Annotated in this window: 16 protein-coding genes; all 16 read left to right on the top strand. The window is 29.5% G+C overall.

The annotated features are described in order from the left end of the window. The first annotated feature begins 69 nt into the window (after nucleotides 1–69). The 16 genes from K8B81_RS06365 (at nucleotide 70) to K8B81_RS06290 (ending at nucleotide 19,594) form a co-directional block, all read left to right on the top strand. Entirely contained in the window at nucleotides 70–861 is a 792-nt protein-coding gene (locus K8B81_RS06365) for a polysaccharide biosynthesis/export family protein (protein ID WP_223680087.1), read from the top strand. A gap of 14 nt (nucleotides 862–875) precedes the next feature. Next, on the top strand, nucleotides 876–3,326 hold the full coding sequence (locus K8B81_RS06360; RefSeq protein WP_223680085.1) for an exopolysaccharide transport family protein: 2,451 nt from the start codon (nucleotides 876–878) through the stop codon (nucleotides 3,324–3,326). 13 nt (nucleotides 3,327–3,339) lie between these two features. Further along, nucleotides 3,340–4,320, top strand: a complete 981-nt coding sequence (locus tag K8B81_RS06355; RefSeq protein ID WP_223680083.1) for an SDR family oxidoreductase — start codon at nucleotides 3,340–3,342, stop codon at nucleotides 4,318–4,320. A 23-nt stretch (nucleotides 4,321–4,343) separates the two neighbouring features. Beyond that, entirely contained in the window at nucleotides 4,344–5,735 is a 1,392-nt protein-coding gene (locus K8B81_RS06350; RefSeq protein WP_223680081.1) for a UDP-glucose 6-dehydrogenase, read from the top strand. Between the two features lie 4 nt (nucleotides 5,736–5,739). Beyond that, the gene (locus K8B81_RS06345) at nucleotides 5,740–6,204 is read left to right on the top strand and encodes a UpxY family transcription antiterminator (RefSeq protein WP_025572083.1); all 465 of its coding nucleotides are present in this window, start codon (nucleotides 5,740–5,742) and stop codon (nucleotides 6,202–6,204) included. Nucleotides 6,205–6,517: 313 nt separating this feature from the next. Next, nucleotides 6,518–7,801, top strand: coding sequence for a nucleotide sugar dehydrogenase (locus tag K8B81_RS06340; RefSeq protein ID WP_223680078.1), 1,284 nt, complete (start codon nucleotides 6,518–6,520; stop codon nucleotides 7,799–7,801). Between the two features lie 30 nt (nucleotides 7,802–7,831). Continuing rightward, nucleotides 7,832–8,839, top strand: a complete 1,008-nt coding sequence (locus tag K8B81_RS06335) for a mannose-1-phosphate guanylyltransferase (protein WP_223680075.1) — start codon at nucleotides 7,832–7,834, stop codon at nucleotides 8,837–8,839. A 6-nt stretch (nucleotides 8,840–8,845) separates the two neighbouring features. Further along, nucleotides 8,846–9,901, top strand: a complete 1,056-nt coding sequence (gene rfbB / locus K8B81_RS06330; protein ID WP_223680073.1) for a dTDP-glucose 4,6-dehydratase — start codon at nucleotides 8,846–8,848, stop codon at nucleotides 9,899–9,901. A 39-nt stretch (nucleotides 9,902–9,940) separates the two neighbouring features. Next, the gene (locus tag K8B81_RS06325) at nucleotides 9,941–12,394 is read left to right on the top strand and encodes an SLBB domain-containing protein (RefSeq protein ID WP_223680071.1); all 2,454 of its coding nucleotides are present in this window, start codon (nucleotides 9,941–9,943) and stop codon (nucleotides 12,392–12,394) included. Between the two features lie 8 nt (nucleotides 12,395–12,402). Further along, complete coding sequence (locus tag K8B81_RS06320) at nucleotides 12,403–13,473, top strand: Wzz/FepE/Etk N-terminal domain-containing protein (protein ID WP_223680069.1); 1,071 nt, start codon at nucleotides 12,403–12,405, stop codon at nucleotides 13,471–13,473. 21 nt (nucleotides 13,474–13,494) lie between these two features. Continuing rightward, nucleotides 13,495–14,952: a flippase gene (locus K8B81_RS06315; protein WP_223680067.1), complete on the top strand. Its 1,458-nt coding sequence runs from the start codon at nucleotides 13,495–13,497 to the stop codon at nucleotides 14,950–14,952. 26 nt (nucleotides 14,953–14,978) lie between these two features. Next, nucleotides 14,979–15,875 carry a glycosyltransferase family 2 protein gene (locus K8B81_RS06310; protein ID WP_223680065.1) on the top strand — a complete coding sequence of 299 codons (897 nt, stop codon included), beginning with the start codon at nucleotides 14,979–14,981 and terminating at the stop codon, nucleotides 15,873–15,875. A 32-nt stretch (nucleotides 15,876–15,907) separates the two neighbouring features. Beyond that, nucleotides 15,908–16,762 carry a glycosyltransferase gene (locus K8B81_RS06305; protein ID WP_223680063.1) on the top strand — a complete coding sequence of 285 codons (855 nt, stop codon included), beginning with the start codon at nucleotides 15,908–15,910 and terminating at the stop codon, nucleotides 16,760–16,762. Nucleotides 16,763–16,783: 21 nt separating this feature from the next. Next, complete coding sequence (locus K8B81_RS06300; RefSeq protein WP_223680061.1) at nucleotides 16,784–17,950, top strand: O-antigen polymerase; 1,167 nt, start codon at nucleotides 16,784–16,786, stop codon at nucleotides 17,948–17,950. Nucleotides 17,951–17,957: 7 nt separating this feature from the next. Continuing rightward, nucleotides 17,958–18,665, top strand: coding sequence for a glycosyltransferase family 2 protein (locus tag K8B81_RS06295; RefSeq protein WP_223680059.1), 708 nt, complete (start codon nucleotides 17,958–17,960; stop codon nucleotides 18,663–18,665). Between the two features lie 5 nt (nucleotides 18,666–18,670). Then, on the top strand, nucleotides 18,671–19,594 hold the full coding sequence (locus K8B81_RS06290) for a glycosyltransferase (protein WP_223680057.1): 924 nt from the start codon (nucleotides 18,671–18,673) through the stop codon (nucleotides 19,592–19,594). The last annotated feature ends 1 nt before the right edge of the window (nucleotide 19,595 follow it).

Raw genomic sequence — 19,595 nt, 5'->3', positions numbered from 1 at the left:
TAAATACAAATTAAGTAAGATTTCCTGAAGACTACAGGAATAGTTATATTTGCTTATAAAATTTTAAAAATGACAAAAAACTGTTTTTATTTATTATTAATTAGTTCGTTTTTTACATCATGTATTCCTATAAAAGATTTAGTGTATTTGCAGGATAAAGGGAATGCCGGAAATGAGAATACAGTTTCTGCAGTTGAATCAAAGCCGTACAGATTACAGGTCAACGATGTTTTAAATGTGGATATTAAAGCAATTGATCCTAAATTAGTTGCTATTTTTAAAGCTTCTGAAAATGAAAATAGTAGCGGAGGTAAATCCGAGTCACAATTATATTTTAACGGTTTTACAGTTGATGATCATGGTAATATAAGAATGCCGATTTTAGGAGAAATAAACGTAATTGGATATACGCTTGAAGAAGTACGCATCAAAATTGAAAAAAAACTGCTTGAGGAATATTTCAAAGCAGAAGCAAATATATTTGTTACTGTAAAATTATCAGGTTTCAGATATACTATAAACGGCGAAGTAGGGAGCACAGGAACTAAAATAATATTTAAAGATAATGTAAATATTATGGAAGCCATTGCAAATGCTGGTGATATTACTACTGTTGGTAATAGAAAAGCTGTTACTATTATACGACAGACGCCTACAGGTGTACAGATGAATGATATTGATCTGACAGATGCAAATGTGATGAAATCCCCTTATTATTATTTGCAGCCTAATGATTATGTTTATGTAAAGCCATTAAGGCAAAAAACTTGGGGAACAGGACAAACCGGTATTCAGTCAATAGGTACTATAATAACTTTATTGTCATTGGCAACAACGGTATATTTGATTATCAAAAATTAAACGGGACTCAAAAGATGTTAGATATAAAAGATTTTTCCATTTTTGAAAATCATACAGGTTTCGATTTTAAAGGCTTTCTCCTCAAAATTTTTGGCTATTGGAAATTGTTTTTAGTAAGCTTAATTATTGCGTTTACCATAGCGTATCAGGTTAATATTCGAAAAGAAAAGATTTACAGCATGAAAACTTTAATTTCGATTAAAGAAGAAAGTAATCCTTTTTTTACTTCCAATACAAGTTTGGTTTTTAACTGGGGAGGTATTTCAGATCAGGTAAGCGGTATTTCTACTATTCTACAATCAAGATCGCACAACGAATTGGTAGTAGATAAACTGCAGTATTATATAGATTATCTTCAAAAAGGGGATTATAACATGGTTGATGTATATGGTTCTGTTCCTTTTTATGTTAATATTGATAAAACAAAACCACAGTTAGCCGGAACCTTAATTAGCATCAAATTTTTAAGTCCAAATGAATATCAAATCAGAATTCCGTTTGAGAATAATTCGGTTTCATTATTTACGTATGCTGATAACAGTTACAGCAATACTACTGTTCAGCCTATTGAATTTATTAAAAAATATAAAGTTGGAGAAAAGGTTGTGTTGCCATTTTTAAACTGGAAACTGGAAATCAATGATAATCCTGGTTTTTATACAGGAAAAGAATATTTTATAAAGTTTAATAATTTTGACGCTACAGTTTCAAACTATAGAGGAATCGGTGTTGAAGCAGATGAAAAGGCTGGTTCAATTTTGACGCTATCGTTACAGGGAACAAATAAAGCAAGAATGGTGGAGTATTTAAATTCGACTGTTAAAATGCTGATAAAAAATCAGTTAGATAGCAAGAATCTATTTGCTACAAATACCATAAGTTTTATTGATAGCACTCTCGTTGCCATGGAGTCTCAATTAAAAGAAACTGGAAATGAGCTTAAATCTTTCAGAAAAGATAAAAATATATATGAGATAGAAGAAGGAGGAGAAAAGGTTTCAGAGAAGATTCTTAATTTTGATGTTGAAAGAGATGCAGTAACCCGTAAAATTGCCTACTACAATTCTTTAAAAGCATATTTGAAAAACAGTAATGATTATTCAAAATTGCCTGCACCTTCTGTTGCAGGAATTGAAGATCCTAATATTGTTACAAACGTTTCGAAACTTATTGCATTGTCTGCACAGAGGTCTGAAATGTCTTATGCTGTAAAGAGTGATAAAATTTTTAAAGATTTCGATAATCAAATGATTGCCGTGAAAAATGTTTTACTTGAAAACATAGCAACAGCAAAGTCATCATTACAATATGATTTATCGTTGGTCAATAATAAAATTAGCGAAGCGGAGAGTACTATTAAAAAACTCCCGGAAGAACAACAAGAATTATTGAAAATCAAAAGAAAATATGATTTAAGTGATAATATTTACGCTACTTTTCTCCAAAAAAGAAATGAAGCAGAGATTGTAAAAGCATCTAATTTATCTGATATACATTTTATAGATAGTGCAAAAGATATTGGTGGAGGTTTGATTGGTCCCAAAACTTCTGTGAATTACGTGTTAGCTTTATTTTTAGGTATCCTTATACCTTTAATTATTGTTTTTTTGCTTTTTTTTATTAATAATACAATTCAAAATACCGATGATATTAGTACTCAAACACATATTCCATTAATTGGAGTTGTTGGTATCAATAAAGAAAATACCAGTTTAGCAGTTTTTCAGAAACCTAAATCAGCATTATCAGAAGCTTTTAGAGGCATTCGTTCGTCTCTGCAGTTTATGTATAAAAAAAGGCAATTAGACGGAGCAAAAACATTAATGCTTACTTCATCAATCAGTGGGGAAGGAAAGACATTCTGCTCAATTAATATTGCAACTGTTTTTGCACTTAGTGAGAAAAAAACAGTGATTATAGGAATGGATTTAAGAAAGCCCAGATTGGCAGACGAATTCAATTTGGTAAATCAATATGGGGTTGTGAATTATTTGATAAAGCAAAAAACGCTCAATGAAATAGTAAATAAAACTCAGATTCCATATCTTGATGTTATTCTTTCAGGACCAATTCCTCCTAATCCTTCAGAGTTAATTATTAGTGAAGTAATGCGCGAATTAATCGATGAACTTAAAAAAACATATGATTACATAATACTTGATACGCCTCCTGTTGGACTTGTTTCTGATGCATTAGAATTGATGCAGTATAGTGATGTTACACTGTATGTTGTTAGACAAAATTATTCGAAAAAAGAAATGATCACATTATTAAATAACCGAGTTAAAAGAGGTGAATTAAGTAATATTAGTATTGTTTTGAATGGTTTTGAAAATAAAGCTAAATATGGATCGGCATACGGTTATGGATACTATGGTAGTTACGGGACATATTCAAATGGATATCATGAGGAGGAAAAGAAAGTAAGTTTTCTTAAAAATATTTTTAAAATATTCAAAAAATAATAATTTAAAATAGATGGAAGACATTCAAAAAACTATTTTAATAACGGGGGGAGCTGGTTTTATTGGTTCTAACTTATGTGAACATTTTTTAAATTTAGGACAAAATGTAATCTGCTTAGATAACTTTTCAACAGGGCATCGTCATAATCTAAATGATTTTATGACAAATCCGAATTTTAAGTTAATTGAAGGCGATATAAGAAATATGTCTGATTGTAATTTAGCAGTTCAGGGAGTAGATTATGTATTGCATCAGGCAGCATTGGGTTCTGTACCAAGGTCCATAAACGATCCAATTACTACTAATGAAGTAAATGTTTCGGGTTTTCTGAATATTTTGGTTGCTGCACGTGATGCTAAAGTAAAACGATTTGTCTATGCAGCAAGTTCCTCTACTTATGGAGATTCTGAAGAAATGCCTAAAGTAGAAGATGTAATCGGGAAGCCATTGTCTCCTTATGCAATCACTAAATATGTAAATGAACTATATGCTGAAATTTTTAGTAAAACATACGGGTTAGAAACAATTGGTTTGCGTTATTTTAATGTTTTTGGAAGAAGACAAGATCCAAAAGGTGCGTACGCAGCAGTGATTCCTAAATTTGTAATGCAATTAATGAATTATGAAAGTCCTGTAATTAATGGTGATGGGAATTATTCAAGAGATTTTACTTATATTGATAATGTAATTCAGATGAATGATTTGGCAATTTCGTCTAACAATACTAAAGCAATTAATACTGTTTATAATACAGCATTTGGAGAAAGAAATACCTTGAACGATTTAGTTGGATACTTGAAAAAATATTTAGGAGAATTTGATTCAAAAATAGCAGATGTACCAATTATTTATGGTGAAAACCGAGTTGGAGATATTCCACATTCGCTAGCAAGTATAGAAAAAGCAAAAATGATTTTAGGATATAATCCTGAATATTCACTTGAAGAGGGATTAAAAGAAGCAGTTAGTTGGTATTGGAATAATTTAAAATAAGACGTTTAATAATATAAAAAGATATGAAAATAACAAAAATTTGTTGCATCGGAGCAGGTTATGTAGGGGGTCCAACTATGGCAGTAATTGCACAAAAATGTCCACATATTAAAGTAACTGTAGTAGATTTGAATGAACAAAGGATCAAGGACTGGAATGATCCAAATACTGATAATATTCCAATTTATGAACCGGGTCTTTCTGAAGTTGTAGCTGAAGCGAGAGGTAGAAATCTCTTCTTCTCTACCGATGTAGATAAGGCTATAGATGAAGCAGAGGTTGTTTTTATATCAGTGAATACGCCAACCAAAACTTATGGAAAAGGTAAAGGAATGGCCGCTGATCTGAAATATATAGAATTATGTGCAAGACAAATAGCCAGAGTTTCTAAAAATAATAAAATAGTAGTAGAAAAATCAACTTTGCCTGTTCGTACTGCTGAGGCCATAAAAAGTATTTTGGACAATACTGGAAATGGTGTGCAATTTCAGATTCTTTCTAATCCGGAATTTTTAGCAGAAGGTACTGCTGTTACTGATTTGTTAAGTCCGGATAGAATTTTAATAGGAGGGGATTCAACTCCAGAGGGAGATGTTGCTATTAATGCTTTAGTTGATGTTTATGCTAATTGGGTAAGCCGGGATAAAATTTTAACAACTAATGTATGGTCATCTGAATTGTCTAAACTTACAGCAAATGCTTTTTTAGCTCAGCGTATTTCATCAATCAATGCAATGTCTGAAGTTTGTGAAAAGACAGGTGCAGATGTAAATGAAGTGGCTCGTGCTATTGGTATGGATAGTCGTATTGGTGCTAAATTTTTAAAGGCTTCAGTAGGATTTGGAGGTTCTTGTTTTCAAAAAGACATTCTGAATTTGGTTTATATCGCAAAATCTTATGGATTAAACGAAGTTGCGGATTACTGGGAGCAGGTAATTATTATGAATGATTATCAAAAAAGAAGATTTTCAAATAAAATTGTTCAGACTTTATACAACACTGTAGCGGATAAAAAGATAACTTTTTTAGGTTGGGCATTTAAAAAAGATACAAATGACACTCGTGAATCTGCTGCAATATATGTTGCCGATGATTTGATTAATGAACAGGCTAAAATCTCAGTTTATGATCCAAAGGTGCCAAAAAATAAAATTTTAGCTGATTTAGATTATTTAGATACGAGGAAATCTTCAGAAAATGCAGATGCTATTCTAACATTTGAAGATCCTTATGAAGCGTGCAAGGAAGCACATGCAATTGCAATTCTTACTGAATGGGATGAGTTTACTAAATATGATTGGCAAAAAATATATGATTCGATGAAAAAACCAGCTTTTATTTTTGACGGAAGAAATATTTTAAATGCAAAAGAATTAAAGTCAATAGGGTTTGTTTACAATGCAATAGGCTCTTAAAAATATGAATTGGTATGTTGTTTATACGAAACCTAAATGGGAGAAAAAAGTAGCTGAAAAATTAAATGAAATAGGTATTGAATGCTATTGTCCATTGTTTACTCAAATAAAACAATGGTCAGACAGAAAAAAAAAAATTGAGGTTCCTCTTTTTAATTCATATGTTTTCGTCAAATTATCAGATTTAGATAGAAATTCTGTTTTTCAGGTAGCAGGAGTTGTTCGTTATTTATTTTGGTTGGGCAAACCTGCGATCGTTCGAAATGAAGAAATTCTAACTATTAAGCAAAGCCTTTCAAATAATAATATTTCTAATGTTTCTCTAGTGCCTTACAAAAAGGGAGATAAAGTAAAATTAGAAACAGGTGTTTTTAGTAGTCAAAATGCAATTGTTCAAGAGGTTACAAATACCCATTGTATTGTTGTACTGGAATCTTTAGGATGTATTTTAAAAATTAAATATACATAAAGATTTATCGAATTTAGAAATTCATATTTGTTGACAGATTTTCTTATTTATAAAAACAAAAAAATTTTAAAAGTAAAAGACCACTAAATTTAGTGTTTTTTTACTTTTTTTTTCGTAAGATTTTTTTTTATTTGTTGGCTAATAGACTTTTAGCATTTATTTTGTTATTAGCTTGACTATAAGATTTTTTGAGGGTTGATAAAATTGACTTATTGTACTATATTTGCTGAAATTTGAATTCTCCATATTCATGTCACAATGTGACTTTGAATTGCGAAGCTGTGCAATGTGATAAACGAAATCAAGGAAAAATATGAATAATAACGTGAAAATAGCCGTTATTGGATTAGGTTATGTAGGTTTGCCTTTGGCTCGTTTATTTGCTACTCAATATCCAGTAATTGGCTTTGATATTAATCAATCAAGAATTGTAAGTTTAAAGCAAGGTGTCGACACAACATTAGAAGTTGAAGATGCTGTTTTGCAAAGTGTATTGATTAGCAAGCCAAATGATGAAAAAGGACTATATTGTACTTCAGATATAGCTAATATTGTTGATTGTAACTATTTTATAATAACAGTTCCAACACCAGTTGATAAAAATAATCGCCCAGATTTAACTCCATTGTATAAAGCGAGTGAGGCAGTAGGCAAGGTATTAAAAGCTGGAGATATAGTAATTTATGAATCTACTGTTTACCCTGGCGTAACAGAGGAGCAATGTGTGCCGGTTTTGGAAAAAATATCCAGGTTAAAATTTAATGTAGATTTTTTTGCTGGATATTCTCCTGAAAGAATTAATCCAGGGGATAAAGAACATACCGTAGAGAAAATTCTGAAAATCACATCAGGATCTACATCTGAAACAGGCTTGAAAGTCGATAGACTTTATAAATCGGTTATTACGGCAGGAACTTACCTTGCTCCAACAATTAAAGTGGCAGAAGCAGCTAAAGTTATTGAAAATTCTCAACGAGATATTAATATTGCCTTTGTTAATGAACTTGCCAAAATATTTAATCTAATGAATATTGACACACAAGAGGTATTAGCAGCTGCAGCAACTAAGTGGAATTTTCTTCCTTTTAAACCCGGTTTAGTTGGGGGGCATTGCATAGGTGTTGACCCTTATTATTTAGCTCAGCGTGCACAAGAATTTGGATATCATCCTGAAATAATTTTAGCAGGACGCCGTTTAAATGACAGTATGGGCGAATACATAGCATCTCAGGTAGTAAAATTAATGATTAAAAAAGGCATTTCAGTAAATCATGCGGAGCTTTTGATGTTAGGAATTACTTTTAAAGAGAATTGCCCAGATGTTCGAAATACTAAAATTGTTGACGTTATAAAAGCATTAAAAGAATATGGGATTTCCGTTACAATATATGATCCCTTAGCAAATGCTGAAGAGGTTGAAAAAGAATACGGACTAAAGACTACCAGTGTTTTGCCAAAAGACAAATTTGATGCTATAGTTTTAGGAGTTGCACATTCAGAATTTTTAAAGATAAATTTTCTGGAGATTCAAAAATCAAATAGTTTAATATATGATGTAAAAGGAGTTTTAGGAACTATAGCAGATAATAGATTATAGTTTTTAACTCTTTTTTTATTTAGATAAAATATGGACGAAAACAATTTAATTACACATGTTATTCTAACCGGAGGTGTAGGTAGCAGATTATGGCCGCTTTCCCGTAAAAGCCAGCCTAAACAATATTTGGAAATATTTGAAGGAAAATCTTTATTTGAAATGACTGTTGAACGAAATAGTTATTTAGCAAATAAGGTAATGGTAGTTGGGAATGCTGATAATCATCATTTGAGCGGTAAAGTAATGGAGAAATCTAATACTTCATACATCAATATCGTTGAAGCTACTCCCAGAAATACGGCTGCAGCAATTGCATTTGCAGCTTTTGCTTCGAATCCAGATGATATATTAATAGTCACTCCGTCGGATCATATTATTGATAAAATGGAAGATTATAATAATGCTATAGATCAGGCAATTTTAAAAGCTAAGGAAGGTTTTATTGTGACTTTTGGAATTATTCCAACTAAGCCAGAAACAGGTTATGGTTATATAGAATCAAAAGATGATAAGGTGATTTCATTTAGAGAGAAACCAAATGAAACAACTGCTAAAGATTTTATTGCAAAAGGTAATTTTTTATGGAATAGCGGAATGTTCTGTTTTAAAGCAAGTGTACTTCTGAATGAATTAAAACAGTTTCAGCCTGAAGTTTATGAAAAATCGAAAATTGTGTGGGAGTCAAACAAAAAAGGATTTTTAGACTTAGAATCATCTTTAGAAATTCCATCCATTAGTATAGATTATGCTGTTATGGAACGTAGTAAAAGAATTAAAGTGGTTCCTGCCTCATTCTCCTGGTCTGATTTAGGTTCTTTCGAATCAGTTTATGATTATCTGGTTTCTAAAGGACATCCAGTTGACAAAGATGGTAATATGGTTATTGGATGCGAAAAACATACAACTTTTCTGGGATTAAAGAATACGATTTTTGTTTATACAGAAACGGCTAATTTAATTTTGCAAAAGGAAAATTCTCAGGATGTAAAGGATATATACAGCGAGTTAGAAAAACAAAATTCAGAATTATTAAATTAAATTAAAATGAAAAAAATTCTTATAACGGGCGGTGCTGGTTTTATTGGTTCACACGTGGTCAGACGTTTTGTAAATAAATATCCAGAATATCAAATTTACAATTTAGATGCTTTAACTTATGCTGGGAATCTGGAAAACATTAAAGATATAGAAAACAAACCTAATTATAATTTTATAAAAGGAGATATTGTTGATGAAGTTTTTATTAATGAACTTTTTTCAATTCATAATTTTGAAGGCGTACTTCACTTAGCGGCAGAATCTCATGTTGACAGATCAATCGAAGACCCATTGGCATTTGTGAAGACAAATGTTATCGGCACAATGAATCTGCTTAACGCTGCTAAAAAGCAATGGAAAGATAATTTTGATGGGAAGAGATTTTATCATATCAGTACAGATGAAGTTTATGGTTCTCTAGGGAATGAAGGGCTTTTTACAGAAACTACTGCGTATGATCCTAATTCTCCATATTCAGCATCAAAAGCAAGTTCAGATCATTTTGTAAGAGCTTATGGGGAAACTTATGGATTACCATATGTATTAACAAATTGCTCAAACAACTACGGATCCTATCATTTCCCTGAAAAACTAATTCCGCTTTTTATCAATAATATTATTCATAATAAACCATTGCCCGTTTATGGAGATGGAAATTATACTCGTGACTGGCTCTTTGTTGAAGATCACGCCATAGCAATTGACTTGGTTTTTCATGAAGGAAAAAATCACGAAACTTACAATATTGGAGGTTTTAATGAGTGGAAAAACATTGATTTGGTTAAATTATTATGCCAGATTATGGATGAAAAATTAGGACGGGAAAAAGGTAAATCTGAAGGGTTGATTACTTATGTAAAAGATAGGCCGGGTCATGATCTCCGTTATGCAATTGATGCCTCTAAAATTAATAAAGAACTTGGATGGAAACCCTCTGTGACTTTCGAAGAAGGTTTGGAAAGAACTATTAATTGGTATTTGGATAACGAAGAATGGTTAAAAAATGTGACTTCTGGTTCCTATAAAGAGTATTATAAAAAACAATATTCACAAACAAAATAGAATTTTTAAACAATACTTAAGTTTAATTATTATTTAAATATGAAAAACCTAACATACGTTCTTGCCCTGTTTTTTGTCTTACTATTGTCTTGTAATTCAAATGCTCAGGATATAATGAAGTCGAAAGATTTAAGCACAGTGAGAGTAGATTATTTGTCTGATGACGAAATAGCTAAGGTAATTTCTCAATTAAAGGCTAATAATGCTACGATTAATGAGGTAGAACCTATGGCTTTGTCAAAAGGGATGAGTCAGACTGAATTTGATAAGTTAAGAACTCGAATTACAGCATATGAGAAAAAAAACTCTGGAGATAAGGATAAAAATAGCAAGGACATAAAAAATAATGATAAATTAAAGGATCAGGATAAAAATTCGGAGTTTGGAAGAAATCAGGAAAAAATCAAAAACGAAAAAATCAAAGATTCATTAAATGCTTTGATTTTCGGATCAGAACTATTTGATAATCCGACTTTAAATTTCGAGCCAGATTTAAAAATGGCAACACCAGTCAATTATGTTCTGGGGCCGGGTGATAAATTGGAAGTAAGTGTTTATGGTGTTCAGCAATTTGATGATACTGTACCAGTAAATTTTGAAGGTAAAATTTCAATTCAGAATGTTGGACAAATTGCAGTAACAGGAATGTCAATTGAAGCCGCCTCACAAAAAATAAAAGCTGCAATTGCAAGGGTTTATAGTACGGTTCGATCCGGACAATCGCAGGTAAGTGTCAGTTTAAGTGATATAAGAACTATTAAAGTGACCATCGTTGGAGGTAAGCAACCTGGTAATTACTCTATTTCCTCTCTCGCTTCTGTTTATAATGCATTGCATTTAGCTGGTGGTCCAGGTAAAAATGGAAGTTATAGAAATATCGAATTGATCCGAAATAATAAGGTTTATAAAAACATTGATATCTATAAGTTTTTAGTCAAAGGAGATCAATCAGATAATGTAAGTCTGAAAGATAATGATGTAATAAGAATTCCTGCATATAGCCTAAGAGTTGTAGTTGAAGGCGAAGTTAAACGTCCAGGTATATTCGAAATGAAAAAGGGAGAAACATTTACTGATTTATTGAGTTTTACTTCCGGTTTCAATGAGTATGCCTACACAGCCTCAGTAAATGTTTTGCAAAAAACAGGAAAAGAATTTAAGGTTCATGATATTAATCAAAGCGAATTTTCTAGATACATACCGAAATCAGGAGACGTATTCAGAATTACTAAAATTCTAAACAGGTTCGAAAATCGTATAAAAATAGAAGGAGCCGTCTTTAGACCGGATTATTATTCGTATAATGCAGGAATGAGAATTTCTGATCTAATAGCTAGGGCAGAAGGGCTTAAAGAAGATGCATATACTAAAAGGGCTAGAATTATTCGTTTAAAATCGGATTTAACAACTGAAATAGTAAATGTAAATTTAGAAAATGCTTTAGCCGGTGATCTAAATGCTAATATCGAATTAAAAAGAGAAGACGAAGTAACTGTATACTCCATTTTAGACTTTAGAGAAGAATATAAAGTTACCATTGATGGCGAAGTTAAAAATCCAGGCGAGTATCCATTTTATGATAATTTGACATTAAATGGTTTAGTAGATCAGGTTGGAGGCCTAACAGGTTCTGCTTCAAAAAGAGTAGAAATAGCCAGAATGATTAAATCTGACGAAATTGACGATGCTAATCCAAAACGCATAGAATTGGTAGAATTAGAAATTACTGCGGATAATAATGAACAGGTTAAAAACTTTGTATTAAAACCTTTTGATGTTATTAATATTCGAAGAATGGCAGTTTATGAAAAACCACAAATGGTAACAATTAGTGGAGCAGTTTCTTATCCGGGTAAATACGTATTAGCAAACAAAAAAGAATCTGTTTACAATATAGTGATGCGCGCTGGTGGGCTAACTTCTGTTGCTAATTTAGAAGGGATGAAAATTAAAAGACCTATTAAACAAGAACAAATTGATCAAATAGAAAGAGTTGATCTGAACCTGACTAAAAATGATACCTTAAAGGAAGATCTTGCAAAAAAATTAAAAGAGGAGTTAAAATATGTTACCATTCCTGTAGATTGGAAAAAAATTATGAAAGATAAAGATCACTATTCTAATGTGACTTTATTTCCAGATGATGAAATAGAAATTTCGATATTGAATGAAGGCGTTAAAGTTACGGGAAGCGTTTTACTTAATTCCGAAATCCCTTATCGAAATGGCAAAGGGTTTAGATATTATATAAATGCAGTTGGGGGTGTCGATAATAAAGGCTGGAAGAAAAAAGCTTATATTATTTATCCTAATGGGAAAGCTGCAGTGACAGGCTCCTTTTTGTTTTTTAGATCTTATCCTAAGGTTACACCTGATTCTCAAATTGTGGTTCCTGAAAAACCAGAAACAAAGAAAATGAGTACTGGAGAATGGGTAAGTATCGGTAGTGTATTAACTAGTTTAGCCTTATTAATTGTAACAGCATTTAAGTAAAATTTTATATGGAAAATAATTTACCTGTAAAGAGTGATGAAATTACGTTGAAGGAATTAATTCTAAAAGGTAAAGAATGGTGGGATTATTTATTGGCACAATGGAAAATTATATTAATTGCTGGAATAATAGGTTCGGCTCTGGGATTAACATATTCAATCATTAAAAAACCAATTTATACAGCAACATTATCTTTTGCAGTAGAAGATGAAAAAGGGGGAGGAGGATTAAGTGGAGCACTTGGATTAGCCAGTTCATTTGGTATTGATTTAGGAGGTAATGGGGGAAGTATTTTTACAGGATCTAATCTCACTGAATTATTTAAGTCGCGTATAATGGTTGAAAAAACATTGCTTTCTCCTGTTACAGTGAATGGCAAAACTATTTCGTTAGCTGAAATGTATATTGAAAATAATGGATGGCGAAAAAAATGGAGTAATGATCCAAAATTTGCAAAATTAGAGTTCCTGCCAAACCCTAACAGACAATTGTATACGCGTGTTAAGGATAGTATTTTAGGTAAAATTTTTGAAAACTTGTCAAAAGGAGGTTTAACTGTTGCTCAAAAAGATAAAAAAAATTCGATAATTAGTATTGATGTTTCTTCTGAAAATGAGTTTTTTGCAAAATATTTCTGTGAATCTTTAGCCAAACAGGTTGGAGAATTTTATGTGGAAACTAAAAGTAAAAAAGCTAGAATGAATATGTTGATTTTACAACGTCAGACAGACTCTATTCGAAATGAATTGAATAGTGCAATCACAGGAGTTGCAGTTGCCAATGATAATACGTTTAATTTAAATCCGGCACTCAATGTTCGTCGTGCACCTTCTGCCAGAAGACAGGTTGATGTTCAAGCTAATACGGCTATATTGACTGAACTCGTCAAACAAACAGAATTGGCAAAAGTTACATTGCGAAAAGAAACACCATTGATTCAGATTATTGACAGACCAATTTTGCCTTTGGAGAAAGAGCGATTTGGAAAGGTGAAAGGAATTATATCTGGAGGGTTACTATTTTCTTTTTTCAGTGTTATATTTTTTACTTGCAAGAAAATATTCAATAGGTTTGTTTAGTTTTTTTGTGTTATTTAAGTAATGGAGCAGCAAAGAAGTGTTAAGTTTAATTATTTTTTGAATGTTTCGAGAGTTTCTTTAGGGATACTTATAGGCTTTTTTACGATGCCTTATGTAAATAGAACAATTGGTGTTGATGGCTTAGGTAAAGTTGAATATGTAAATTCGATAATTACTTATTTTGTTTTGTTTTCTGGGTTGGGTATTCCGATGTATGGTATAAGAGAAACCGCAAATAAGAGGAATGATCTAAAAGCTAGATCAAAATTAGTAATAGAGTTGGTGATTATTTTATTAATTACAACTGTTATTTCTTATGTGATTTTATTTTTTGTACTCCAAATTTCGTCTTTACAGTCATTAAAAACTCTAATTATCATTATGAGTTCAATGATTTTTTTTACCAATTTGGGTGTTGAATGGTTTTATCAAGGTATAGAAGACCAGAAGTATATTACTGTTAGGTATTTTGCTGTTCGAATTATAGCTTTTATTCTATTATTTATATTTGTTACATCAAAGAATGATTATCTTTATTATGGTGTTATTATGGTCTTATCTACGGTTGGAGGGAACTTATTTAATTTAATAAATCTAAGGAAACATATTCAATTTAAAGGTATTAATATCTATGACTTAAATTTCAAACAACATTTCCAGCCCCTTTTTACAATTTTTATAGCTAGTATTTCAATTAGCATATATGTTCAACTTGACAATCTAATGTTAGGAATGCTTAAAGGTAGTGAATCAGTAGGATACTATTCAATGGCAAATAAATTAATTAGATTTCTTTTGGTTCCTATAACCACTTTAGGAGTAGTTTTACTGCCTAGATTATCCTTTTTAGCTCATAATGATGTAGATCAGTATTATTGTTACCTTAAGAAAGTACTTAATTATTTTCTAATAATTTCTTTTCCTTTTGCTGTATTGTTTTTAATGTTAGCAAAAGATTTTACATTGGTGATGGGCGGTAAAGAGTTTTTGTCTTCTGTATTGACAATGCAAATACTTTCACCAATCATTATTATTGTAAGTATTGCATATTTTTTAGGTTATTTAGTTCTTTACCCTCAAGGAAAGGAAAAAATATATACAATTGCTGTGATTTTTAGTGCAATTTTTAGTGTACTTTTTAACTTGTATTTAATTCCAAAATTTAGTCATATTGGTGCTGCTATTGTTGCAGTGTCATCTGAATTTTTAGGAGTTGTAATTATTGTTTTTTTGTATCGCAAAGAATTAGTTCAATTGAAATTATTAAATAAAAGTTTGTTTTGGTTTTTTATTTCAAGTACTATAATGGCAATTCTAATATATTTTGTGAGTTTATTTGATTTTAGTTCGTTACTTAATTTGATGATTTCAAGTACTGTTGGACTTTTAGGTTTTTTAATTTCTTTGTATTTATTTAAAGAAGTAACTCTTATGGAAATAATTGAAGAAGTAAAAAATAGGCTTCAAAACATCTCATAATCTTTAATCTTTTTTTTATGTAAATTATGAATTTTGATATTTCAGTTGCTATTGCTACTTATAACGGTTCTAAGTTTTTAGAAGAACAATTAAATTCAATCTTAAATCAAACTATTGTTCCTCGCGAAATTATTATGGTTGATGATTGTTCTACAGACAATACAATTCAGATTATTCATGAGTTTCAAAAAAAACATACAAATATTTATCTTTATGTAAATGATACTAATTGTGGTCCAATACAAACATTTAAAAATGCCATTTTAAAATGCCATTATGATTTCATATCACTATGTGATCAAGATGATATTTGGGAACTAAATAAATTACAAAGATGTTACGAGGAACTCCTCATTATTAATGTTGTCAATAAGCCTTGTATGGTTTTTAGTGATTTAAAAATGATTGATGTTTTTGGAAATGAAATGGAACCTTCATTTTGGGATGTTCAAGGATATAATCCAAGAAAATTTAATTTAAAACAATTGTTAATTGGTAATATAGTTACAGGTTGTTCGATTATGATAAATAGGAATATGAAGGAAGAAATTTTGAAAATGCCTGTTGATAAAATCATGATGCATGATCATTGGATTGCTTTAATAGCTTACAGTAAGGGCAATTTTAAAATCATTTATGAAAAACTTATAAAGTACAGAATCCATCAAACTAGTGTGACATTGAAATCTAAAATAAGTTTTAGTCAGAGATTAAAGCTTTTTTCGAATGTTTTTTTTGATAGTAAAAGAGAGTATTTATCCAATAACATTTCTCAAGCAGAATCGTTTTATAGTATTTATAATTCACAGTTATCTAATGATATAAATGAAATTTTTGAAAATTTTATTTATTTAAAAAACAAAAATAGTCTTTATAGGAAGTTTTATGTTTTTTTAGAAAAATATTTGAGATATGCAAAATAATTACGTTTTTAAATATATTTAGAAGAAATTCAATGGTGTTTAATGATTTTTTTGTGGTTATTGTGCTCTATAAAAAAAGTTTATCAACTTCGGAGACTTTAAATACTCTAAGTGAATTTTTGAATTTTTCAATTAATATCTTTGTTTTTGATAATAGTCCAGACAGACAATATGATGCAGAATATTTTGATTATAAAAAGTTCAGAGTAAAATATTTCCATGATGGCTCGAATCCCGGTCTTAGCACCGCATACAATTTAGCAATTGAAGAAGCTATTAAAATTAATAAAAATTGGATTTTGTTATTAGATCAAGATACTATTTTCACAAGAGAATTTGTTTCAGAAATTTCAACTATTAATTTTTCAAAATTACATATTGATACCGTTGCAATTATCCCTAAAGTTCTTTCCTTAGAAAATAAAATAATTTCGCCTGCTAAAATGTATTTGGGAGGCTTATGTAAGCCGATAAAAATTGATTCTGGATTAGCATACGATGCTTTGACAGGAATAAATTCAGGAACCATACTTGATATTGGTTTTGTAAAAAAAATAGGAGGCTTTAACAAATCATTCGCTTTGGATATGTTAGATCATTGGTATTTTAGAGAAATTTATAAATCAAATAAAAATGTATTGGTTTTAAATTGTCAAATTTATCAAAATTTATCAGTTGCTGGAGATTATGAAAATGAGGTCTCAGTTACAAGATATTATAAAATGTTAATTGCTGAGAAATTATTTGTAAAACAAGATGGGATTTTTGCTTATGTTATTTTTATTTTGCGACTAATTACAAGGGCTTTAAAGCAAATGAGATTTAAAAACAAACAATATTTTTTTATGACCCTTAAAACTGTCTTTAATCTGAATCATGGGTTATAATTAAAGTTTAAAATAATTTAAGTGAAAGATATAGAAGACAGAAAATTTACATTTCTTAAAATTATTTTTATTTTAAGTTTTTTTGAAATAATAATTGGTGGAGGTGGCAGATTCTTAGAAGTTGGTTTTTTAACTGTTAGGATGATGTTGTTTTTGCTTATTATGGTAGTTTCTGTGTTCTTGTATCAGTTTCGGAATAAAATATTAAGAAGTACAGTAATAGTAACAATTTTTTTTTCTGTATTAACTTTGATGAGCTTGGTTGTAGGACTATTAAATAATGCTTCAATATCAAATATTTTCGAAGATATCAAACCAATATCTTTTTTTTTTATGATTTTATTTTTTTCTATAATGATAAAAGACGTAAAAGATATTGTTTTAGTTAGTAATTTAATTAAAATTGGATCAATTTTTTTAGCATTATCATATATTGGTTTCATTGCATTATTGTATTTTGGTTTTATTGATTTCCTGTCATTTTATGATAAACAAACTGAAATAGGAGAAATATTATTTAGAGGTGATTTTTTATTTTTTTACAAAGGATTTTTGTATCTGTGTATTGGCTTTTTCTTTTTTTTAACGTCTGAATATAAGTGTAAACTATTAGTTCTTATAATTTTATTTGTATGTGTTATGCTTACATTGACACGTGGTTTTATATTGTTTACTTTTTTAATTACTTATTTTTATATTTTCTTTATAAATAAAAAAAAAATAATTAAAATAATATCAGGAGTTTTGTTAGTAATAATATCTACACTGATTTCTGAATTTTATCTTCAAACAGTCGGCGATAGATCAGATTCAGATAAAACTAGATATGTTCAGGTTGAACAGGTTTTGGATGAAATAAATCCCATTAGTTTTTTAATCGGGCATGGTTTTGGAAACGGTGTTCCTGATCGACCAATACATATGGAGAATTCTTTTCTTGAAATATTTCATAAGCAAGGGTTGATTGGTATATTATTTTGGATTGGCCTATTGTTTTATGTTTTTGTGCTTTACATTAATATTAAAAATAAAGAATTTAAAAAATTAGCACTTCCATTTATTTTAAGTGTTTTTTTTGTTTATTTTCAATCCTTAACCAATCCTTACATTAACAATCCAATGGGATTAAGTTTTTTACTAATAACTATTGTGGTTTTTTCTAAATTTATAGAATTACAAAATAATTAATACGATTATGATTTCAGTTTGCGTTGCTACCTATAATGGAGAAAAATATATAAAAGAGCAAATCGATTCAATACTTTGTCAAATAAGTAATGAAGACGAAGTTATCGTATCAGATGATGGTTCACAAGATAATACAATTGAAATTATAGGGCAATACAAAGATAATAGAATAGCAATTCATCATAACTCTTTTAAAAATCCAACAAGAAATTTTGAATTTTTAATATCGATTGCAAAAGGAAATTATATTTTTTTGTCAGATCAAGATGATGTATGGCATCCAGCTAAAGTAAGTATGTATTTAAAAATATTTAATGAAAATCCTAAGGCCTCTTTACTAGTTAGTGATTTAAATATTATAAATAAAAATGGAATCTTACAAGATAAAATTTTTTATAAAAATGGTTTTAAAAGTAAGTTAATTCAAAATTTAATTAGGAATAATTTCATAGGTTGTACGATGGCTTTTAGGGGGGAACTAAAAAAAAAAATACTACCTTTCCCTAGAAATATTGCTATGCACGATTGGTGGATTGGGCTTTGTTGTGTTTTGTTCGATGAAATTTATTTTATTGATCAAAAATTACATTCTTACAGAAGACATAATAATAACGTAACTTATGAAAAGAAGTTTAATTTTATATCAAAAGTGAAATTTAGAATCAACATGATAGAAAAACTTTTAAGAAGATATATTAAAATTAAATATAATTAATTGTAATGAATAATATACTTGTTATACTTGCATCGTATAATGGAGAAAAATATATAAAGGATCAAATAGATTCAATACTTTCTCAAGAGAAAATAAGCGTTAGCGTAAAAGTATTTGATGATTTAAGTAATGATAATACGCTAGAATCTTTGAAAGTCTTTAAAAATGATAATCAAGTTGAAATAGTAAATAATCATATTAGTTCCGGTAGTGCGGCAAATAATTTTTTGAATGCTATCAAAAATATTAGTGAAGAAGAAATATTAACTTATGATTTTGTAGCTTTTTCAGATCAAGATGACATATGGTTTCCAAATAAATTAAATGCAGCTTCAGAACTCTTAATAAAGGAAAAATCAAGTTTGTATTGTTCAAATTTAATTCTTTGGGATCAAAATTCAAACAAGGAATTAATCATAAATAAATCGTTTCCTCAAAAAAAATATGATTTTTTATTTGAAGGAGGGAGCGCAGGATGTACTTATGTGTTCACAAGTTCTTTTTGCATAGGTTTAAAAAAAGCACTAAATGAATTTGATTACTCTTCCTGGCAATTTTTCTCTCATGATTGGTTTGTTTATTTTTTTGCTAGAATAAATCATTATAAAGTTTCAATTGACTCAAACGCTTACGTTTTATATAGAATACATGATAATAATGTTCACGGGCAATTAAATGCAAATACTTTATTTGCAATTAGAGAAAGATTAAAATTAATAAAAATGGGTTGGTATTTTAAACAGATAAAACGGTTTAGTCATCATACAGCACCTGAATCTATTGAAAATAAAATATATCGTTTATATTCAAAAAATTATTTTTCAAGGTTGTATGTTTTAGTAAGATACAATTTTCAATTAATTCGTAGTTCTAAAAAATTTTTTCAGTTTTTTATTATTAGTTTACTTCCGATAAGAATTAAAAAATAGA

Source organism: Flavobacterium hibisci (assembly GCF_020026925.1).
In the GTDB taxonomy this organism is placed as follows: domain Bacteria; phylum Bacteroidota; class Bacteroidia; order Flavobacteriales; family Flavobacteriaceae; genus Flavobacterium; species Flavobacterium hibisci.
Note: the sequence above shows the minus strand (reverse complement) of the source record. Positions and strands in the feature narration are given on the sequence as shown.

Excerpts from the sequence above, each read along its gene's own strand:
- K8B81_RS06315 (WP_223680067.1), top strand. The coding sequence starts at position 13,495 with ATGGAGCAGCAAAGAAGTGTTAAGTTTAATTATTTTTTGAATGTTTCG.
- K8B81_RS06365 (WP_223680087.1), top strand. The coding sequence starts at position 70 with ATGACAAAAAACTGTTTTTATTTATTATTAATTAGTTCGTTTTTTACA.
- K8B81_RS06360 (WP_223680085.1), top strand. The coding sequence starts at position 876 with ATGTTAGATATAAAAGATTTTTCCATTTTTGAAAATCATACAGGTTTC.
- K8B81_RS06355 (WP_223680083.1), top strand. The coding sequence starts at position 3,340 with ATGGAAGACATTCAAAAAACTATTTTAATAACGGGGGGAGCTGGTTTT.
- K8B81_RS06325 (WP_223680071.1), top strand. The coding sequence starts at position 9,941 with ATGAAAAACCTAACATACGTTCTTGCCCTGTTTTTTGTCTTACTATTG.
- K8B81_RS06295 (WP_223680059.1), top strand. The coding sequence starts at position 17,958 with ATGATTTCAGTTTGCGTTGCTACCTATAATGGAGAAAAATATATAAAA.
- K8B81_RS06310 (WP_223680065.1), top strand. The coding sequence starts at position 14,979 with ATGAATTTTGATATTTCAGTTGCTATTGCTACTTATAACGGTTCTAAG.
- K8B81_RS06350 (WP_223680081.1), top strand. The coding sequence starts at position 4,344 with ATGAAAATAACAAAAATTTGTTGCATCGGAGCAGGTTATGTAGGGGGT.
- K8B81_RS06335 (WP_223680075.1), top strand. The coding sequence starts at position 7,832 with ATGGACGAAAACAATTTAATTACACATGTTATTCTAACCGGAGGTGTA.
- K8B81_RS06345 (WP_025572083.1), top strand. The coding sequence starts at position 5,740 with ATGAATTGGTATGTTGTTTATACGAAACCTAAATGGGAGAAAAAAGTA.
- rfbB (WP_223680073.1), top strand. The coding sequence starts at position 8,846 with ATGAAAAAAATTCTTATAACGGGCGGTGCTGGTTTTATTGGTTCACAC.
- K8B81_RS06290 (WP_223680057.1), top strand. The coding sequence starts at position 18,671 with ATGAATAATATACTTGTTATACTTGCATCGTATAATGGAGAAAAATAT.
- K8B81_RS06320 (WP_223680069.1), top strand. The coding sequence starts at position 12,403 with ATGGAAAATAATTTACCTGTAAAGAGTGATGAAATTACGTTGAAGGAA.
- K8B81_RS06305 (WP_223680063.1), top strand. The coding sequence starts at position 15,908 with ATGGTGTTTAATGATTTTTTTGTGGTTATTGTGCTCTATAAAAAAAGT.
- K8B81_RS06340 (WP_223680078.1), top strand. The coding sequence starts at position 6,518 with ATGAATAATAACGTGAAAATAGCCGTTATTGGATTAGGTTATGTAGGT.